The sequence below is a fragment of the Enterococcus sp. 3G6_DIV0642 genome, from assembly GCF_002140635.1.
GTDB classification, from domain to species: domain Bacteria; phylum Bacillota; class Bacilli; order Lactobacillales; family Enterococcaceae; genus Enterococcus_D; species Enterococcus_D casseliflavus.
In genome coordinates, this window is record NZ_NGLH01000001.1 from 2,567,434 (window position 1) to 2,588,007 (window position 20,574).

General features: G+C 43.9%; 20 protein-coding genes. 12 read left to right on the top strand and 8 right to left on the bottom strand.

Annotation, left to right across the window (positions count from 1 at the left end; genetic code table 11):
• Window positions 1-6: 6 nt before the first annotated feature.
• From A5878_RS12395 to map, 7 genes are all read right to left on the bottom strand, one after another.
• Window positions 7-2,373 (bottom strand): heavy metal translocating P-type ATPase, encoded by a 2,367-nt coding sequence (locus A5878_RS12395; protein ID WP_060792540.1) that lies wholly within the window; start codon window positions 2,371-2,373, stop codon window positions 7-9.
• A gap of 126 nt (window positions 2,374-2,499) precedes the next feature.
• Window positions 2,500-2,709 carry a copper chaperone CopZ gene (copZ, locus tag A5878_RS12400; protein ID WP_060792541.1) on the bottom strand — a complete coding sequence of 70 codons (210 nt, stop codon included), beginning with the start codon at window positions 2,707-2,709 and terminating at the stop codon, window positions 2,500-2,502.
• A gap of 37 nt (window positions 2,710-2,746) precedes the next feature.
• The gene (locus tag A5878_RS12405) at window positions 2,747-3,193 is read right to left on the bottom strand and encodes a CopY/TcrY family copper transport repressor (protein ID WP_060792542.1); all 447 of its coding nucleotides are present in this window, start codon (window positions 3,191-3,193) and stop codon (window positions 2,747-2,749) included.
• Window positions 3,194-3,334: 141 nt separating this feature from the next.
• On the bottom strand, window positions 3,335-4,321 hold the full coding sequence (locus A5878_RS12410; RefSeq protein ID WP_015510146.1) for an aldose epimerase family protein: 987 nt from the start codon (window positions 4,319-4,321) through the stop codon (window positions 3,335-3,337).
• A 274-nt stretch (window positions 4,322-4,595) separates the two neighbouring features.
• Window positions 4,596-5,816, bottom strand: coding sequence for a glycosyltransferase family 4 protein (locus tag A5878_RS12415; RefSeq protein ID WP_010749745.1), 1,221 nt, complete (start codon window positions 5,814-5,816; stop codon window positions 4,596-4,598).
• A gap of 19 nt (window positions 5,817-5,835) precedes the next feature.
• Entirely contained in the window at window positions 5,836-6,759 is a 924-nt protein-coding gene (locus tag A5878_RS12420) for a YihY/virulence factor BrkB family protein (protein ID WP_060792543.1), read from the bottom strand.
• 79 nt (window positions 6,760-6,838) lie between these two features.
• Entirely contained in the window at window positions 6,839-7,603 is a 765-nt protein-coding gene (gene map, locus A5878_RS12425) for a type I methionyl aminopeptidase (RefSeq protein WP_005228863.1), read from the bottom strand.
• 176 nt (window positions 7,604-7,779) lie between these two features.
• On the opposite strand from map, the gene A5878_RS12430 reads away from it, so the two are divergent.
• Window positions 7,780-8,226 carry a flavodoxin gene (locus A5878_RS12430; protein ID WP_015510148.1) on the top strand — a complete coding sequence of 149 codons (447 nt, stop codon included), beginning with the start codon at window positions 7,780-7,782 and terminating at the stop codon, window positions 8,224-8,226.
• A gap of 55 nt (window positions 8,227-8,281) precedes the next feature.
• On the opposite strand, the gene A5878_RS12435 is transcribed toward A5878_RS12430, so the two are convergent.
• Window positions 8,282-8,857: a TetR/AcrR family transcriptional regulator gene (locus A5878_RS12435; RefSeq protein WP_005228861.1), complete on the bottom strand. Its 576-nt coding sequence runs from the start codon at window positions 8,855-8,857 to the stop codon at window positions 8,282-8,284.
• Window positions 8,858-9,088: 231 nt separating this feature from the next.
• Between A5878_RS12435 and A5878_RS12440 the strand changes: the two genes are divergently transcribed.
• The 11 genes from A5878_RS12440 to vanS all read left to right on the top strand — a co-directional run bounded on the left by A5878_RS12440 (window position 9,089) and on the right by vanS (window position 20,547).
• Window positions 9,089-10,324 carry an aminopeptidase gene (locus tag A5878_RS12440; protein ID WP_015510149.1) on the top strand — a complete coding sequence of 412 codons (1,236 nt, stop codon included), beginning with the start codon at window positions 9,089-9,091 and terminating at the stop codon, window positions 10,322-10,324.
• A gap of 143 nt (window positions 10,325-10,467) precedes the next feature.
• A complete protein-coding gene (locus A5878_RS12445) occupies window positions 10,468-11,115 on the top strand; it encodes a metal-dependent transcriptional regulator (RefSeq protein WP_015510150.1) in 648 nt (215 codons plus the stop codon).
• Window positions 11,116-11,124: 9 nt separating this feature from the next.
• On the top strand, window positions 11,125-12,651 hold the full coding sequence (gene zwf / locus A5878_RS12450) for a glucose-6-phosphate dehydrogenase (protein WP_010749749.1): 1,527 nt from the start codon (window positions 11,125-11,127) through the stop codon (window positions 12,649-12,651).
• Between the two features lie 103 nt (window positions 12,652-12,754).
• A complete protein-coding gene (gene thiD, locus A5878_RS12455; RefSeq protein ID WP_060792544.1) occupies window positions 12,755-13,543 on the top strand; it encodes a bifunctional hydroxymethylpyrimidine kinase/phosphomethylpyrimidine kinase in 789 nt (262 codons plus the stop codon).
• Complete coding sequence (locus tag A5878_RS12460) at window positions 13,540-14,019, top strand: ECF transporter S component (RefSeq protein WP_015510153.1); 480 nt, start codon at window positions 13,540-13,542, stop codon at window positions 14,017-14,019. The genes thiD and A5878_RS12460 overlap by 4 nt, the downstream gene beginning before the upstream one ends.
• 5 nt (window positions 14,020-14,024) lie before the next feature.
• Window positions 14,025-14,573, top strand: coding sequence for a TIGR01440 family protein (locus A5878_RS12465; RefSeq protein WP_060792545.1), 549 nt, complete (start codon window positions 14,025-14,027; stop codon window positions 14,571-14,573).
• A 339-nt stretch (window positions 14,574-14,912) separates the two neighbouring features.
• Window positions 14,913-15,965: a D-alanine--D-serine ligase VanC2/3 gene (locus A5878_RS12470; protein WP_060792851.1), complete on the top strand. Its 1,053-nt coding sequence runs from the start codon at window positions 14,913-14,915 to the stop codon at window positions 15,963-15,965.
• Window positions 15,962-16,534, top strand: coding sequence for a D,D-carboxypeptidase/D,D-dipeptidase VanXY (vanXY, locus tag A5878_RS12475; protein ID WP_060792852.1), 573 nt, complete (start codon window positions 15,962-15,964; stop codon window positions 16,532-16,534). Before A5878_RS12470 ends, vanXY begins: the two co-directional genes overlap by 4 nt.
• Window positions 16,531-18,633, top strand: coding sequence for a membrane-bound serine racemase VanT (gene vanT, locus A5878_RS12480; protein WP_086295647.1), 2,103 nt, complete (start codon window positions 16,531-16,533; stop codon window positions 18,631-18,633). Before vanXY ends, vanT begins: the two co-directional genes overlap by 4 nt.
• A gap of 98 nt (window positions 18,634-18,731) precedes the next feature.
• Entirely contained in the window at window positions 18,732-19,427 is a 696-nt protein-coding gene (vanR-C, locus tag A5878_RS12485) for a vancomycin resistance response regulator transcription factor VanR-C (protein WP_005228837.1), read from the top strand.
• A complete protein-coding gene (vanS, locus tag A5878_RS12490; RefSeq protein ID WP_015510159.1) occupies window positions 19,417-20,547 on the top strand; it encodes a vancomycin resistance histidine kinase VanS in 1,131 nt (376 codons plus the stop codon). The genes vanR-C and vanS overlap by 11 nt, the downstream gene beginning before the upstream one ends.
• The last annotated feature ends 27 nt before the right edge of the window (window positions 20,548-20,574 follow it).

Sequence of the window (20,574 nt, forward strand, 5' to 3'; positions counted from 1 at the left end):
AAGCGGCTAATCGCCGCTTTTTTCGATTGATAAGGTCATTGCATTGATGGCAACGATGATCGTGCTCATAGACATCAAGACAGCTCCGACTGCTGGGTTCAAAATGATCCCGATCGGTGCGAGGACGCCAGCTGCCAAAGGAATGGCAAAAATATTATATCCTGCGCCCCACCAGAGATTTTGAATCATCTTGCGTCTTGTTTTTTTCGCCAAAGTCAAGAAGTGCAAGATGTCTTGAGGTTCGCTATTCGTCAAAACGACATCGGCTGAATCGATCGCTACATCGGTACCCGCTCCGATCGCAATCCCGATCGTCGCTCTTGCAAGACTTGGGGCGTCATTGATTCCATCGCCTACCATTACGACGTGCTTGCCCTCTTTGACATAGTCACTGACTAGACGTTCTTTATCGTCTGGCAACATTGCCGCATGGAAGGCTTCGATTCCTAGGTAACCGGCTACGGCTTGCGCCGCTTCTTGGTTGTCTCCAGTAGCCATAACTGGTGTGATGCCTAAGTCTTTCACTTTTTGAATAAATTGACTCGCTTCTGGTTTCACCTTATCCCCTAATGCGACGATTCCTTCCACTTTTCCGTCATGAACCAAATAGCTGATGGTATTGCCCTGTTCTTGATAATTTTCCAAGGAGTTCCCTTGATACTGAATGGCTAATTGCTCCAATCCTTTTTGATTGACGATCACCCACTTCTGTCCATCGATCACGCCTTCCAGACCAATCCCTGTCCTTGTTTGAACATCAGTCGCCTTTTTGGCTGTGATGTTTTCCTTTTCAGCTTGGGCTAAAATACCTTCTGCGATCGGATGATTGGCGGTTTTCTCAAGACCTGCTAGGTAAGCTAGTACTTCTGATGCAGAAAGACTGCCTGTCGCCTCGATGCCAGTTACGGTAAACGTTCCTTCTGTTAACGTACCGGTCTTATCGAGGATCAGATAATCAACATGATGCGCATTCTCCAGTGCGTTGCGATTTTTTAAGAGCAAGCCATTTTTGGCAGCGATCGATGTCGAACGAGCAACTACGAGGGGAATCGCTAGCCCTAACGCATGGGGACAGGCAATGACGAACACCGTGACCATTCGATCAAGAGCAGTCGGTAGGTCAGCAACAAACAGCCATACAGCAAATGCCAAGACACCAGCAACTAACGCAATATAAAACAGCCATTTTGCCACTTTGTCCGAAAGTGCTTCTAAGCGGGATTTATCTGCTTGGGCTTTTCGCACCATTTCCATGACTTTCGCTAAGTAGCTGTCTTCCCCAGTTCCTGTGACTTCCATCGTGATGGTACCATTGCCGTTGACAGATCCTCCAATGACAGTACTGCCGACGGTTTTAGGTACCCGTCTGGATTCACCAGTCACTGCCGACTCATCGATTGTTGTTTCTCCTTCAAGGATCGTTCCGTCGGTAGGAATCTTATCTCCTGAGTGAACGATCAACTGTGTTTTGTTGGTCACTTCTTCTAATGGAATCTGTTCTTCTGATCCATCCGCATTTTTCCGAATCACTTCTTTTGGCAATAGTTCTGCTAATTTCTGTAATGCATTGCCAGCATTAGAAACGGCATTCATCTCGATCCAATGGCCCAACAACATGATCACGATCAAAGTCGCTAGTTCCCAGAAGAAATCCATTACATGAGGAACAGCAAGAAAATGATTGGCGATAAATGCGTAAAGACTATAAAAATAAGAAACCGTGATCCCCATAGCAATCAACGTCATCATGGCTGGGCTTTTTTGTTTCAATTCCATTTTCGCACCACTTAAAAACGGCTGCCCTCCATAGAAAAACAGGATCGTTCCTAAAAGCAATACGACCCAATCTGAGCCAGGAAACGTGAACTGAAAGGGCAATTCGATGCCCATCATTGGTGATAAAATGACGATTGGAATCGCCAAAACCAAGGATAGCCAAAACTTTTGCTTAAAATTTCCCATATGCATACTATGATCCATGCCACCCATTCCATGATCCATATGACTATGATCCATACCAGACATCTCATGATTCATGTGACTATGATTCATACCAGACATCTCATGGTCCTTATGGCCGTGATCCATGCCAGATATCTCATGGCCCTTATGGCTATAGTCCATGCTGGACACTTCATGATCCATAAGACCATGGTTACTATCGGAGCTTTCATGCTCCGGCTGTTTTGATGTCGCCATGAGATGATCCATCCCATTCATCTCATGGCTAGGCTCAGGGACTTCTGTCACTTGTGATTGCGCATGTTGCTCTTTTCCCTGTGTACCATTATCCCGCTCATTCAAAGCAGGTTCATGCCTATGATGGCTTGACGTCTGTCTATTACTTGCGGAAGACGTTTTTTTCTGATTCATCCTAGTATTCCCCTTCCTATTTCACTGAATGTGCGTACAGTCTTGCTCCTTCATACAAAAGCTTCAAGCGGCTGGACACTTTTCATTTGTTTTGATTTTTCATTTTCACTTTAGCAATTCCATTGCTTACTCAAATACCCCTTGATAACCCGCTTCGGAGACCGCATTGACTAAGGCTGTTTCTGTCACTTGCGACTCGTCAAACTTGACTGTTCCGCGAGCTTTTTTCAAGTCCACTTTGGCTTTTTTCACACCCGGTACTTCACTAAGCGCTTTTTCAACTTTTGCGGCACAATGGGCACAATTCATTCCGCTGATTTGCATGTTTTTTTTCATTACGATTCCTCATTTCTTTTAACAGTTCGTTGGCTACTTATTTTGTTGCATGGGTTTTGCATTGGCACTGACCAGGAATACAATTACATGAGATCGCTGCTACTGGCACTTTTTGGTCGACTGCTGCTTGGAGCATCGCCAAATCTTCTGCCGTCAATGCTGCTTCTTGGATCATTTCTGCTAATGTCTGCCCAACTTTTTTGGCACAAATATGAGAAAAAAGATTCTCAGCTGCGCTGCGAACGGTTGCTTCTTCGGAAACAAGCGGCGAATAAACAAATTTTTTCCCTTGGCTTTCTGTTTTCAATACGCCTTTTTTGACGAGTCGTCCTAAAAGCGTCTTGACCGTTGCTGCTTTCCAATTTTTATTTTCGCTCAATAAAGCGGTGATCTCTTTCGCGTCGGATTGTCCTAATGTCCAGATCACACGCATGACTTCCCATTCAGAATCGCTGATTTTGATTGGTTCGACCACAGGTTGCATTTGTCCACTTCCTTTCATAAGTGATTCACATTTTTAAGTTTACATTTGTAATCGTATTTTGTCAAAAAAAAGCATCGCCAAACTTTCTGCGTTTTGACAATGCTTTTTTCTATTTCATTAAAAATGATTTGGTTCCTATGCTTAAAAGTGGACCTGATACGTCGTCACAGAGTGGAAGGGTTCTTCTGGACGCAACACGATCTCACCAAAGTGGGTAAATTTCTCAGAACCAGGAACACCTTGTGTTTCGATCGCCATCCCGCCATGATTGGCAAAAGGACCAGTCTTCATTGATGCACCAGCTTCTCCCTCACCCGTTGTGTAAATAACAACGGCAGGACGGTCAGTAGTTACAGTCAGCTGCACTTTTTGATCGGGACTGGTTACTTTTAGATCCCACTCTTGCGTATGGTCTAATAAGAACGGATCATCCAACATCGTCGTTCCCATCGGGCGTTCTTGTCTAAAATCAAACTTTGTGCCTGCGACAGGCGTTTTTTCACCGGTCGTCGTCACATCGTCATTCGTTTCAGCCACATGTTCGGCATTGATTTGAACCAAGTGGTCATCGATCGGCTGTTGGGTATCACCTGTCAAATTGAAATAACCGTGGTTCGTTGGGTTAAATAAAGTCGCTTTGTCAGTGTTGGCATCATAAGCAAGCAATAGTTCATTGTCATTCGTCAACGTATAGGTGACTTGATAACGAACATTCCCAGGAAACCCGCCATCGCCATCTTGCCGTGTGGTAGTAAAAATCACCCCAGCTTTGTCTGCTTCTTCAAAGGTTTCAGTGATCCATGTATCAGTATCCAGCCCCTTTGAACCGCCATGAAGCGTATTGCCGCCATCATTGTCTTCCGTTTGGTATTCTTGTCCGTCGATCTCAAAGCGAGTACCTGCGATCCTTCCCGCCACAGGGCCGATCGTTGCGCCATAATAACGTGCTTGGCGATGTCCTTCGATCGTGTCATAACCGACCACAATGTCGCGACCTTCTTCTACTGGAACGACCCAATCCAATAAGCGTGCGCCTTCAGGACTTAGCCTTACGATGGTACCGCTATCATTGGAAAGCTCATAAATTGTTCCCATTCTTTCTGACGTCAGTTGTTTCACATTTGGCATTCGTTCATATCCTTCTTTCTTTGATTAGTCTGCTGCTCTTTTTAAGTATAGACGTTTAGGGCTAGATCCGTCAATTCAAGACGGAAGAATTCGACAGGAAACGGCTTTGCTTCTGCCACTTCAAAAAAGCGGCAAGAGCACCCCACTGTTTTTTAAGAATCATTGATACGCAGCTGCTCGGCAAAAATCAGGATTCCCGGCCTGATTTTTTACCGTTTGGTTTCTATCAATATCCATTTCATCCGTTGGGTTCTTTTGCCGCAACTGTCATCGTTTATTTTTTGTGTTTTGCTTGGTAATGTTTTCTCTTTCGCCGCTTTTCTTTAGTCTGAGAAACATTAGCAGCCAAATCTTTGTTTTCTTTTTCTTGATCAGCATTTCTTCTTTCAGCACGTTCAGTTAGTACACTTTGTCTGAATCGCCGATTTCCCAGAAACTTTAACGCACACATGAGTGGTTGACGATTTTCACCGACTAATCCAATCAGCTCAATAAACAGCTCAATTCCAAATCCTGTGCTAATGATTAATAAAACAATCGCTGTATTGCTCGCGTAATTCATTAGTAAAGCAATAAAAGAAAAGACTAATGCTAAGGCATAGATCGTTAGCACTGTGCCGCGATGAGAAAACCCTAACGACAACAATCGATGATGCAAGTGCATTTTATCGGCAGAGGAAATCTTCTGTTTATTAAACTTTCTTCGGATCATCGCATAAACGGTATCCGTGATCGGTACACCGAGAATAAACATGGGCGTCAGAACAGAAATAAAAGTTGCGTTTTTCAATCCTTGTAGTGAGAGCACAGAGATCATAAATCCTAAAAACAATGCTCCAGTATCTCCTAGAAAAATGGTTGCTGGATAAAAATTATATGGAAAGAAACCGATGATTGCTGCGATCAAAGTAAAAATGACCATTGGTACTTCCACAAAATTCGGCAGAAAGAAATAGCTGATAATCCCTATCGTCGTCAAACTGATAATAGAGACGCCGCTCGCCAACCCATCGAGACCATCGATTAAGTTCACCGCATTGGTAATTGCCAGTATCCAAATCAAAGTCATAGGCAAGGCAAACCATCCCAGATCAATAAAGCCAAAATAAGGAATCGTGACTGTGCTGATTTTTATTCCAGCAACGAAATAAATTTCCAGCGCTGCGAATGTCAGACCTATTAATTTCTGCATTGGCGACAGTTCAAATATATCATCCAACAATCCTGTAATCACCACTATTGTTGCACCTAAAAGAATCGGCCAAACGAAGTCGAAAGGGATCATTGTTCGAAATTCCCAAAGCAGCGCAAAGGAAAAGGCTAAAAAAATACTTAATCCCCCAGCTGAAGGCATGGTCTTCGTATTGATCCGACGCTCTCCTGGACGATCAACTGCACCAATCTTGCAAGATATCAATTTGATGACTGGTGTCAATAATAAAGACACGATCATTGTTATAAATAAGCGCATTACAAATTTGAATGCAAAATCCATCGTTTATTCTCGCTTTCCGTTATTTCTCTTTATTGGTAAATGTATCTTCGATTTTCGAAGAAATCCGCTGAACAGGATCTGTTCGTTCTTTGATCTCTTGTCCCGACACATACTCTTCTACCACTGCGTTGATGATTCCACCCAAGATAATAATCGTCGCAGCAAGATTCAACCAGATCATTAAAACAATAAAACTTCCAATAATTTGATAGCCAATGATTTTCGCAGCAAAGTAACGGGCGTATAAGCCAAACACTTGTGACAGCAACATCCAGCCAATCGTTGCAAAGATCGCCCCTGGCAAAGTCGAACGCAACTTGACCTTTGCATTCGGCACTAACCAATAGATCAGCATCATGATAAACAGCAAAGCAACGATCGTGACTGGCCATTTGACTGTTTGGAACGTATCGATCAGATTGTCTTGAAACTTAAAAATCGGCTGCAAAAAATCAAGAATGATTTTTCCAAGCCCAAATACCATCGTAACACCAACGATCGCAATCATAAAGAGCAGGATGATCACAAATGATACTGCGCGCACCACGACAAAATTGGAACGCTGGTCCACACCGAAGGCTTTGTTCATCGCAATTTGCAAGGCATTGATACTTTGACTCGCAGACCACAACGCAGCCAAGGCGGAGATCGATAATAACCCGCCAGAGCTTGTGGTGAGGAGGTTTTCGATCGCTGGTCCGATAAAGTCATAGATTTGACTAGGGATCAATTCTTGTACATAAGATAAAACCGTGTTCGGATCAATCGATAAATAAGGCAACAGATTTCCCAGCGCAATCATTAACGGGAAAAGTGAAAGCAATAAATAGTAGGCGACGACGACCGATGTGGTCCCCATCTCTGAATCGGTTATTCTATTTTGCGTTGTTTCAATGAAACGCATCAGCTTTTGATTGCTTTTTACTTTATCAACGATTTTCATGTTTCTTCCTCCGCCAGCGAATCATCTGCCTTTTTTTCTTTGTCATACGTAACAATCAGAAGTCTCCTACCGCCAAAATTTAGTAGGTTCCTTCTTCTCCTTGAGAAGTCAAAATGCGTGGCCCTTCTTTGGTGATCGCCAAACTATGTTCATATTGGCAACTTAAGCCACCATCTAGAGTATAGGCGGTCCAGCCGTTAGGATCCATTTTCATTTTCCACGTCCCTGTATTGATCATAGGTTCGATGGTAATAACCATTCCTTCTTTTAAACGTAACCCTTTGCCGGCTTCTCCGTAGTGAGGAATCATCGGACTTTCATGGATCGTTGGACCAATGCCGTGTCCTACGAAATCGCGCACAACACCGTAGCCTTCTTTTTCCGCATAGGTTTGAATGGCATGACCGATGTCACCGATTCGGTTACCCACTTGCGCTTGTTCGATTCCTAGATACAATGCTTTTTTGGTTACTTCCATTAAACGATCGATCTCAGGCGTCGAGTTCCCTACGACATAACTCCAACAAGAATCAGAAATGGCGCCTTTTAAATCAATACACATGTCGACTTTGATCAGATCGCCGTCTTTCAATGGTTTTTTTCGAGGAAACCCGTGACAAATCTCATCATTGATACTGCAGCAAGTGGCATATTTGTAATCTTCAAAACCAATTTGGGCAGCGATGCCGCCGTGGCTTTCAATATAATCTCTGACAAACACTTCGATATCCCAACTCGTGATACCTGGTTTGATGAAACTGCGTAATTGTTTGTGGACATCTGCTAACAGCGCGCCGGATTCGGCCATGCGGTCAATTTCTCTGGCAGATTTTAATGTAATCATGTTCTCGTCTCCCTTAATTAAATTCCTCTTATTTTACCATAGAAATCCCTTATTTTACAAAATTCACAGACATTGTAAAGAGTTTTTCAAGTTTTGTTTTCAATCTTTCATGCATTTGCTATAATCTGTAAGAGAGTTTTCCTTGAGAATAGGAATGAGATTGGAGGAAAAAGCCCATGGCTTTAGCAAAAATCGTCTATGCAAGCATGACGGGGAATACGGAAGAAATTGCAGATATCGTTTCTGAAGCCCTTGAAAATCTTGACATGGAAGTTGAAATGAATGAGTGTACCCAAGTGGATGCCGATGAGTTTGAAGACGCCGATATCTGTATCGTCGCAACCTATACATACGGTGACGGTGAATTGCCTGATGAGATCGTCGATTTTTACGAAGATTTGCAAGAACTTGATTTAAGTGGCAAAATCTTTGGGGTCTGCGGCTCTGGCGATACCTTTTATGATGACTTTTGTAAGTCCGTCGATGACTTTGAAGCCGTCTTTAGTAAGACAGGTGCAACAAAAGGGGCAGATAGCGTCAAGGTCGACTTGGCTGCGGAAGAAGACGATATTCAAAACTTAGAAGCCTTTGCCAAAAAGCTAGCGGAAGCATTTGCAGAATAAAACAAGAAAACCTCTGACAAAATCACTTGATTCTGTCGGAGGTTTTCTTGTTTGCTTAATGATAACTGATATCGATGGGTGTTTCTCTTGCTAAAATATTATCGGTGGTTTCCGTCATCAGCTTAGCAATCTGATCTTCTGTGGGATGAATGATCCCCGAAGACATCAATGCCGCTAAGCCAGTAGCGACGATCCAGACACCAGTATGCAAGGACTGTAATTTCACGTCCGATAGATCTTGATACTTTGGTTCTTTTTTCACTGATTTCACAAAAAGGTCAAATGAAAACTGCTGCATGGAATCCCCACCACCATGCTCTTCTAAGTATAGCGCTCGGTATAATCGTTTTTCTTTATTTGCAAAGCCAATATAATTTAACGTTAAGTCAACGATGACATCTCCCCGTCTTTCAACTGGAAAAACTTCTGTCGCTAAGTAGTCGTAAATCTGATTGATCAATGCATTTTTTAAGTCATCCATATTTTTAAATTCTAAGTAGATCGGTTGCGTTGAACATTTCATCTTCGCTGCGATATTGCGTGCGGTAAAACGTGTAAATCCTTCGGTTGCGACAACTTCATAGGCAGCTTTTAAAATCTGGTCTCTAGTAATAGTTTTCTTTCTTGCCATAATTTTTTAATCTCCTTAATTCTGCTATACATCGCTTTCAGAAATACCTTTTACTTATTGTATCATGTTTTTTTAAGTTTGCAAAAAAACTTTTAAAATTATTGCCCCTAGTGTTTTCAGTTTTTCAATTTGAAGACCTCTGTTTTTTTGCTCTCTTTTTCGTTTGTTTTCAAAAATACTTAGTGCTATCATGAAGACAGTTATAATTTTAGAATAAATGGAGGAATTTTAATGGTTTTACCAAACTTTAATCAGAACCTTGAAAAATATGCCCAACTGATCACAGAAGTTGGTGTAAATGTCCAAAAAGGGCACACCATCGTCATCCAAATCGCCGTGGACCAAGCACCGTTAGCTCGACTATTGACAAAAAAAGCGTATGAGCTAGGCGCTGATGAAGTAATCGTTCAATGGACCGACGATGTGGTTCAAAAAGAATTTCTTGCGCATGCAGCTGAGGATCGCTTGTCTACGATCCCTCAACACAAAATTGATCAAACAGAAGATTGGGTCGAAAAAGGTGCGAGCCGCATCAGTGTCGTTTCTGCCAATCCCGATGCGTTAGCGGGCGTTGACTCAGATCGGGTCGCCGCTTTCCAAGCAGCTTCTGGTAAGGCGATGATGAAACTGCGTCAAGCAACACAAGCCAACAAAGTCAGCTGGACCGTTGTTGCTGCTGCAGGTCAAGATTGGGCACAAAAAGTGTTCCCTGATGCTTCCCCAGAAGAAGCACAAGACAAGCTATGGGATCAAATTTTCAAAACGACGCGTATCTACGAAGAAGATCCTGTTGCTGCTTGGAAAAAACATGATGAAACACTGCAAGTCAAGGCAGAAGAATTGAACAAAGAACAATTCAGCGCATTACACTATACAGCACCGGGTACCGATTTGATCATCGGCCTACCAAAAAATCACTTGTGGGAAGGTGCTGGCAGCTACAACACCCGCAATGAAAAATTCATGGCGAACATGCCGACAGAAGAAGTCTTTACTGCCCCAGATAATCGTCGCATCGATGGCTATATTTCAAGTACGAAACCATTGAGCTACGCAGGAACGATTATTTCTGGCATGAAATTCACCTTCAAAGACGGTAAAGTCGTGGACTTTTCTGCAGAACAAGGCGAAGAAGTGTTAGGCAAATTGCTAGCGATCGATGAAGGAGCGAAATCTTTAGGTGAAGTCGCTTTAGTCCCTGACCCTTCCCCTATCTCACAATCTGGCATCATCTTCTTCAATACGTTGTTTGATGAAAATGCCTCAAACCACTTGGCTTTAGGCTCTGCTTATGCCTTCAGCTTACAAGGCGGCACTGAGATGAGTGAAGAAGAACTGGCAGCGGCTGGTTTAAACCGCAGCCAAACCCACGTAGACTTCATGGTCGGCTCTGACCAAATGTCCATCGATGGCATCAAAGAAGATGGCACCACAGTTCCTGTCTTCCGCAATGGTGATTGGGCTTAATAAAAAAAGGCTGAGGTGGAGTAGCTCCCCTCGGTCTTCTTTTTACATAGAATATTGAGAACCGGCGGCTTTTTTCATAGTAATCAGCTGGCTTTTTTGATAAAATCTACTTTGATAGTCTTTGATAAGAGAGGATGGATCCGATGACACCAAATCGTGAAGATTATTTAAAGCTCATCTTAGAGCTTGGTGGTGACCAAAAGAAGATCAATAACAAACAAATCGTGTCAGGTCTGGACGTCTCAGCAGCTTCAGTAAGTGAAATGATTTCAAAATTATTAAAAGAAGGCTTAGTCGAACATTCACCTTATCAAGGGGTACAGTTGACTGAAACTGGTTTAGCTTCTGCAAGTGCCCTCATTCGTAAGCATCGTTTATGGGAAGTCTTTCTTGTGGAGCACCTGCATTATTCATGGAATGAAGTTCATGATGACGCAGAAGTTTTAGAACATGTCACCTCAGAAACGTTGGCGAGCCGCTTAGAAGCCTACCTTGATCATCCTCGGTATTGCCCACATGGGGGAATGATTCCTGAACAAGGAGAACTCATTCACGAAGGCGAAAAAAACACCATGAGTTCTTATCCGGTAGGAACCAAGATTCGTATCGCCCGTGTCCTTGACGAACGAGAACTGCTGGATTATCTCGTTTCGATCAAATTGAATATTCATGAAGAATACGAGATCATCGATGCGGCAGCATACGAGGGTCCGATTACGATCAAAAATGACACAAAAGAAATTGCTGTCAGCTACAAAGCCGCCAGCACGATTTTTGTCGATAAACTGTAAGGAGTGAAGATGATGGAAAAAAAGGTCCTTTTTACGATTTTTGGCGGTACGGGCGACCTTGCCCAACGCAAACTATATCCTTCTTTGTTTCGGTTGTACAAAAAAGGCGATTTGAAAGAAGATTTTGCAGTCATTGGTACTGCACGCCGTCCTTGGTCGGATGAACACTATCGTGAAGTGGTGATGGGTACAATCAAAGAGTTGAGTGACTCACAAGAACAAGCAGAGACATTCGCTTCTCATTTCTACTACCAATCACATGATGTAACAGATACGAGCCATTATGATTCATTAAAGGATTTGGCGGAAACCTTAGATCAGAAATACCATTTAGAAGGCAATCAGATTTTTTACTTAGCAATGTCCCCTAATTTCTTTGGGACGATCGTTTCTCACTTGAAATCCCAAGGAATGCTGGATACTGACGGCTACCATCGGGTGATCATCGAGAAACCGTTTGGAAGCGACTATAATTCAGCAAAAGAATTGAATGAAGAGATCAATCAAGTCTTTACGGAACAAGAAATCTACCGAATCGATCACTATTTAGGAAAAGAAATGATCCAAAATATTTCTGCGATTCGTTTTGCCAATAACATTTTTGAGTCAATGTGGAACAATCGTTACATTGACAATGTTCAGATCAATATCGCAGAAAACTTAGGCGTAGAAGAACGCGGCGGCTATTATGATAAGAGCGGTGCCTTGAAGGATATGGTCCAAAATCATATTCTGCAGATTCTTTCCTTATTAGCCATGGAACCGCCAGTGGCTTTTTCTGAAAAAGAATTACGGACAGAAAAAATCAAAGCCTTAAATGCGATCCGTATCTACTCCGAAGAAGAAGTGAAACAACACTTCGTTCGTGGGCAATACGATAAAGGACAATTAGAAGACAAGAAATTTGTTGGCTACCGTGAAGAAGCCAATGTGGATGAAGAATCGGCAACGGAAACCTTCGTTGCTGGGAAATTTTTGATCGATAACTTCCGCTGGTCCGGCGTACCATTTTATGTGCGCACTGGGAAACGGTTGACGGAAAAAGGCACTCGCATCAACATTGTCTTTAAACAAGTCCCAGTCAATGTCTTTAAGCAAGACCTAAATGAACAAAAGCAAATCGAGAGTTTGGCACCGAATGTGCTGACGATTTACATTCAACCGACGGAAGGCTTCTCTCTTTCCTTGAACGGAAAAGAAATTGGCCAAGGGTTTGAGACATTGCCAGTGAAGCTCGATTACCGAAATAGTACTGAAATCGTCGAAAACACCCCTGAAGCTTACGAAAAACTGATTCTAGATGCCTTGAACGGTGATGGCACTAACTTTACCCACTGGGATGAAGTTGCCCAATCTTGGCGCATCGTTGATGTGATCCGTCACGCTTGGGACCAAGAAACACCTGATTTTCCAAACTATGCCGCAGGAACGATGGGCCCCCAAGCAGCCTATGATCTCTTAGCTGCCGATGGCTTTGAATGGATCTGGCGTCCCGATGAATGGTATCGTGAGCGAGATTTACTAAATGAGAAATAAGCAAATGGTCAATTGGATGAGGAAAAAACATCCAATTGGCCGTTTTTCTTTTTTACCGACTGTTTATAATAGAAAGAAATGAGAAATGAAAGGAGCAGCAGACATGAAACAAGTCTTATCGATCGCCGGTCTCGACAGTTTGGCAGGTGGCGGCATGACGGCTGATTTGAAAACATTTGAGGAATTCGGGGTGTTTGGCCATGCCCTATTAACATGTGTGGTCGCCATCAAGGATGATCTTATGTTCCATGATCTCCCTGAGCCTGTGATCCAAGCACAGCTGGATTCACTGCGCTCGGTCGTATCCCTAGATGCAATCAAAATCGGGCTGCTTCATCAAACGGCCATCATTGAATTGCTGCGAGTTTTTTTACAAACATTTACCGGACCGATCGTGCTCGATCCCGTTCTCGCCTTCAAAGAAGGAGATACTGCCTTTAACCACTCCTATCAAGCAGGATTGATCTCATTGTTTCCTTACACAGCATTAGTGACACCTAATCTGCTCGAAGCACAACACTTATCTGGACAAAGCATTACCTCTTTAGCAGAGATGAAAACGGCGGCAAAAAAAATCCATGCGCTTGGTGCCCCAAATGTTCTGATCAAAGGTGGCAGTCGACTAACTGGGGAAACAGCCTATGATGTTTTGTATCAAGAAGGACAATTTACCGTTTTTGAGGCAGAAAAAAGTACGCGAACCACAACCAACGGTGCTGGCTGTACCCTCTCATCAGCGATTGCCGCAATGCTTGCTAAAGGCACTTCGTTGGAAGCAGCTATCCAAACCGCAAAAGCATTTGTTTGGGCAGGGATTGAAGACGGTTTGCCTTTAGGTACCTCTGGCAACGTCAATCAGCTCGCCTATTTTAAAAAGGAGGAACACCTATGAAAGTAAGAAACCTAACGACGATCGCTATGCTGACGGCACTCACGTGTGCACTTTCTTTGACCTTTATCATTCCTGTTCCGCAAACGAAGGGCTTTGTGACCTTATGTGAAGCAGGGATCTATATCTCGGCCCTTTTGTTCGGACCTAGCGCCGGTGCCTTCGTCGGTGGAATGAGCGGCGGCATCATTGATTTTCTATCAGGTTACCCTGAATGGGCTTTCTTTTCCATCGTGATCCATGGTGTGCAAGGCTGGATCGTAGGTAGAATGAGCCATCGGCCACTAGCAGCAGTCATTGTCGGCAGCTTAATCATGATCGCCGGCTATGCAGCAGCAACAGTTTTGCTATTCGGTTTAGGCGCTGGGATCGCCTCGATCCCAAGTAATTTGATCCAAACGGTCTTTGGCAGCATCGTTGCTTTACCCCTGACGCATGCCTTACGCCGCACGAAAAAGTTTTCTTTAAATGAAAGGTGATTCTTATGACAGATATCAATCAATTAAAAACGGATTTAACTACGATCGTTGAAGAAGTCATTACGACAGCGAATGTTGGTGAAAATGATCTTTTTGTCCTTGGTTGTTCAACAAGTGAAGTCGTAGGCGGCTTGATTGGCAAAAATTCCAGTAAAGAAGTAGGCATGGTTATCGTTGAAACACTACGAGCGATCTTGCGTCCCAAAAATATTCATTTAGCCGTTCAAGGCTGTGAACATCTCAATCGGGCTTTAGCTGTTGAGCGTGAAACGGCTCGACTATATCAATTAGAAGAAGTCGCAGTAGTGCCCCAGTTGCATGCAGGCGGTGCTTGCTCAGTTGCCGCTTTCCAGCTGTTCGATGAGCCTATTGAAGTGGAGCACATAGTAGCAAAAGCTGGCATCGATATTGGCGACACAGCAATCGGCATGCATGTCAAACATGTTCAAATCCCGATCCGTCCCTCTATCAAGTCCCTCGGCGCTGCCCATGTCACAGCTCTGGGATCACGGCCCAAATATATTGGTGGTCCTCGTGCGCATTACGCACAATAAGCGAATCGTATAATAATCGAAAAGCCCTCATCAAAAAGAAAAAGCATGCTTCGGCGTGCTTTTTTTGTGTCAACGTTCCTGCTATTGCCTCCCCCTTTCCTTCAGAGTGCTCTTTTTTCACTATTTTTTCCACTCCATCTTATGGCAGCTTTTTCTACTTCAAAGGCTAGTTTCTTTCTGGTGTAAAAAGAGCGGCAGCTGTCGCCTTCCTTTTGTCATAAATTCGTCAGAATTTCATCACAAAAAGAAAAGAAAGATACCAGTAAGCCCGCAAATTTCTTTTTTCTTTCCTTGATAGACTGAATGTAGTAAGAATCGAAAAGCGGAAGGAAGAAAAACATGAAAAAAATCGCCATTATTTTTGGAGGCAATTCACCGGAATACACCGTTTCTTTAGCTTCAGCAACTAGCGCAATCGAAGCACTCCAATCATCTCCCTATGACTACGACCTCTCTTTGATCGGGATCGCCCCAGATGCTATGGATTGGTACTTGTATACAGGAGAACTGGAAAACATCCGACAAGACACGTGGTTGTTGGATACGAAACATAAACAGAAAATACAGCCGCTATTCGAAGGAAACGGCTTTTGGCTAAGTGAAGAGCAGCAAACGTTGGTACCTGATGTTTTATTTCCCATTATGCATGGCAAATACGGGGAAGATGGCAGTATCCAAGGATTGTTTGAATTGATGAAGCTGCCTTATGTAGGCTGCGGGGTGGCAGGTTCTGCCTTATGTATGAACAAATGGCTGCTGCATCAAGCTGCAGCAGCCATTGGCGTACAAAGTGCTCCTACGATTCTCTTGACAAATCAAGCCAACCAGCAAGAACAAATCGAAGCTTTTATCCAGACCCATGGCTTCCCAGTTTTCTTTAAGCCTAATGAAGCGGGCTCCTCAAAAGGGATCACTAAAGTCACCTGCGTTGAAGAAATCGCTTCTGCCTTAAAAGAAGCCTTTACTTATTGTTCCGCAGTGCTCCTACAAAAAAATATTGCCGGTGTTGAGATCGGTTGCGGTATTTTGGGCAACGACTCTTTGACTGTCGGTGCTTGTGACGCCATTTCATTAGTAGACGGCTTTTTCGATTTTGAAGAAAAGTACCAGCTGATCAGCGCCAAAATCACCGTCCCTGCGCCATTGCCTGAAACGATTGAAACCAAGGTCAAAGAACAAGCTCAGCTGCTCTATCGTAGTCTTGGTCTTAAAGGTCTTGCTCGCATCGACTTTTTTGTCACGGAGCGAGGAGAACTATACTTGAATGAAATCAATACTATGCCGGGCTTTACGAGTCACTCCCGCTATCCTGCCATGATGGCAGCGGTCGGCTTATCCTATCAAGAACTACTACAAAAACTGCTTGTCTTAGCAAAGGAGGAAGTCAAATGAATCCCTATCTACAGTTAGTTAGCAAAGAATTTCCGTTAGAAAAAAACCAAGAACCCCCTCATTTAGTCCTTGCTGCCTTCAGCGAAGACGAGGTTTACTTGCAGCCAGAAGCAGCCAAACAATGGGAACGGCTCGTCAAAGCCTTAAAGCTTGAAAACGAGATCTGCTTGTTAGATGGCTACCGAACCGAAAAGCAGCAACGGTATTTATGGGAATATTCCTTGAAAGAAAATGGGCTAGCCTATACGAAACAATTTGTGGCATTGCCCGGTTGCAGTGAACATCAGTTAGGCTTAGCGATCGATGTTGGTTTAAAGGGCAGCCAGGATGATTTGATCTGCCCACGATTTCGTGACAGCGCAGCCGCTGATTTATTTACCCAGGAAATGATGAACTATGGGTTTATTTTACGCTATCCCGCAGACAAACAGGAGATTACAGGGATTGGCTATGAACCATGGCATTTTCGTTATGTCGGTCTGCCTCATAGTCAAATCATCGCCAGTCAACAGTGGACCTTGGAAGAATACCATCAATACCTTGAACAAACTGCGAGGCAGTTCGCATGAAGAAGAATCAAGGAATCGAGCAATTCCGGGTGATTTTGGCGATGATGGTGGTGGCGATCCACTGTCTGCCTCTTCACCGCTTATGGCCTGACGGTGATATCCTGATCACGTTGACGCTCTTCAGAATTGCCGTCCCCTTCTTTTTTATGATCAGCGGATATTACGTGTTCAGCGACTTAGCCACCCAAAACAGCTATCCTGCCAGACAGCGTGTCTGGCAGTTTATTAAAAAGCAGCTGCAAGTCTACCTCATAGCCACACTGCTCTTTTTGCCGCTTGCTTGGTACAGCGGCATGCTTGGGTTGAACATGCCGCTGGGCACCTTTATCCAAACATTGTTGGTCACTGGCATTCTTTACCATCTTTGGTATTTTCCTGCGATCATTACCGGCAGTCTACTAGTGATGGGCCTCTTGACACGGCTTTCTTTCAAGCAGGTGTTTTTCATTGCTGTCGGTTTGTATGTGGTTGGTTTAGGTGGGGACAGTTGGTCTGGCCTGGCTGCACAAACACCCATTACGCCACTCTATTCACTGATTTTTCAACTATTGGATGGAACTCGCAACGGCATTTTCTTTGCTCCTTTGTTTTTGATCTTAGGGGTACTAGCCAGAAGATTTGCCAAGAAACCAGCTTCTCCCCATCGCTATAGTTATCTGCTGATCAGTCTGATTTGCTTGCTTTTGGAAAGTTACCTTTTGCATCACTTTACCACGCCGAAACATGACAGCATGTATGTTTTTTTGCCCTTCGTCCTGTTGTTTTTATTTCCGATCATCCAGCAATGGCAAGCACCCATAATCTGGAAACAAGCGGGTCGACTGTCCCTTTGGCTCTATTTGCTCCATCCTTATACCATTGCAGTGACCCATTTTCTTAGTCAAAAGCTACCCTTGCTGCAAAACAATCTGATCAATTTCTTGGTGGTCTTAGGACTGACCATTGGGGTGGTGCATGGTCTCTTTGCTTTGCAAAAGCTGTTCCCGTTTTCGAAAAAAACGCCGCTTCACTTGCAGCGAGCAGCCAAAGAATTTTCCGCCCCCGCTTTGTTGCACAACTTGCAGGAAATCAAGCGATTGATCCCAGCAACAACAAAAGTGATGGCGGTGGTTAAAGCGGATGCTTATGGTTGTGATGCGAAGACGGTTGCCGGTACCCTAGAAAGAGCCGGCGTCGATTTCTTTGCCGTTGCTACCCTTGAAGAAGCCATTGAATTACGGCGAGCAGGCATCAAAAGTCGCTTACTGATTTTAGGGTACACTTCTGCCCAACATGCCAAAGAGCTGAAACATTATTCCTTGATTCAAACCATCGTTAGTGAGGCCCATGGGCATGCTTTAGCCCAAACAAGCATACCGATCGAATGCCATTTAGCAGTAGATACTGGTATGCACCGCTTAGGCGTTGCACCTGATCTTGAGACAGTTACTGGACTTTACGCCTTGCCATCTCTCAAGATCACAGGCATTTTTTCCCATCTAGGCTCTTCAGATCAGCTGGATACGGCAAGTATCTTGCGGACACAAGCCCAAATCACTTGTTTTGATGATCTGTTGGCTGGCTTATCCGCTAGAAATATCGTCTATGGACTGACACATCTGCAAAGCAGCTACGGAATATTGAATTACCCAGAGAAACACTATGATTATGTACGTCCAGGTATTCTTCTAACTGGTTCATTGAGCGTCCCGAACGAACCAACGAAGCAGAAGATAAACGTACAACCGATTTTGACACTCAAAGCCTTACTGGTAGACAAAAAAACAGTTGCCGCTGGTGAAGCGATCGGCTATGGATTAGGCACTATTTTTGATCGACCAGCCACGATCGGGATCGTTAGCATCGGCTACTGCGACGGGGTTCCACGTGCCCTATCAAACCAAGGGTTCCAACTTTCTTATCAAGGTGCTTTACTCCCGCAGATTGGGTTGGTTTGTATGGATATGCTCTTGATCGATTTAACGGACTATCCAGAACTGGCGGTCGAAAGTTCGCTCGAAGTAATCAGCGATTGGACGACTACCGCTGATCAAGCACAAACCATTACCAATGAATTGATCAGCCGCCTAGGTTCCCGCATCACCTCTAGTTCAAAGTAGAAAACGAATGCATTCGCTTACCGATTACGGTATGATGGGTGTAGAGTAAATGGTAGTGTAAATGAAAAATGATCGTAGATAGTTGGAGTGAATCAAGGATGGCAGAAAAAATAATTGTTGTTGATGATGAAAAAGAAATCGCGGAGTTAGTCACGACGTTTCTAAGGAATGAAGGCTTCCAAGTAGAACCTTTTTATGATGGAACGAGCGCTTTGGCCTATCTTGAAAAAGAAACGGTCGACGTGGCGGTTTTAGATGTGATGCTGCCGGATATCGACGGCTTCCAGCTGTTGCAGCAAATTCGTAAGACCCACTTTTTCCCAGTACTGATGCTCACGGCAAAAGGGGAAGACTTGGATAAAATCACCGGTCTAAGCCTTGGGGCAGATGATTATGTGACCAAGCCCTTCAATCCTTTAGAAGTCGTTGCTCGGGTCAAAACGCAGCTGCGGCGATACCAGCGTTACAACCAGTCAGCGAATCCCCAGAAGATTGAAGAATACGAAAAGGAAGGCTTACTGTTGAAAATCAATAGCCACCAATGTTTTCTTTATGGCAAAGAGGTTTTCTTGACCCCCATCGAATTTAAAATCTTGCTTTACTTATTTGAACACCAAGGATCGGTCGTTGCCTCGGAAACCCTTTTTGAAGCAGTTTGGAAAGAAAAGTATTTAGACAACAATAACACAGTGATGGCACATATCGCCCGTTTGCGGGAAAAACTGAACGAACAACCCCGCAAACCGAAATTAATCAAAACCGTATGGGGGGTCGGCTATATCATTGAAAAATAGAAGTCCATTGATCCGCAAGCTCTTGACCCAATACTTTATCACCACGGGCATCTTGATGGCGATCTTGATCATCATTCCTTTCGCAGTACGCTTCGTTGCTGGAATGAGGGTCTGGTATGGCTATGAACCCATTTATCAAATTTTACGACTTTTTGCTGACTATTGGCTTCTTTGCTTAGCCATCGGGGCCTTACTGATTTGGGTGAGCACAACGATTTATTATATGAGTAAAGCTATCAGTTATTTGAATGAAACGATCCAAGCCACAAACCAACTGATTGCCGAACCCACGAAGCGAATCGTTCTTTCCAGCAATATGATTGATGTGCAAGAAGAAATGAACCAGTTGCGAGAGAAAAACTTACAGGATCAACGAGCCGCCAAAGAAGCGGAACAACGAAAAAATGATTTGATCGTCTATCTCGCACATGATTTACGAACGCCTTTGACCAGTGTGATCGGCTATTTGACGCTTTTAGAAGAGGAACCGCAGCTTTCTACCGAACTACGCGCACGCTATACGAAGATCGCCTTGCAAAAAGCCCAACGGCTGGAACTATTGATCAGCGAATTTTTCGAAATCACCCGCTTTAATCTTACAACGATCGCCTTGCAAACTGAAACCACGGATCTGAGCTTGATGCTGGAACAGTTGACGTTTGAATTTTTGCCGCTGTTAGAAGAAAAAAATCTCCATTGGCAACTTCAGCTACAGAAAAAAGTCTTTGCGACCGTTGATACGGAGAAAATGGAACGCGTTTTTGACAACTTGATCCGCAATGCCATCAATTATAGCTATCCTAACTCCCCTTTGCGATTAGCCATCAGCGAGTCTGATGATATCCTGATTCGTTTGACCAATCAAGGAAAAACGATCCCAGCTGAAAAGATCGGCTTGATTTTTGAGCCTTTCTACCGCATGGATGCTTCCCGAGCAACAGCGACGGGTGGGACGGGTCTTGGTTTGCCGATCGCCAAAGAAATCGTTGAAGCATTAGGTGGAAAGATTTGGGCGGAAAGCCGTGATGAAACCATCGTCTTTTCGATTCGCCTACCGAAGGCAGCAATGGAAAAAAATGAACAGCTGTCAAAGCCCCATCCATCTGAACCAACCGCTTAACAGGCAAACAACCTGAGCATTTCGCTG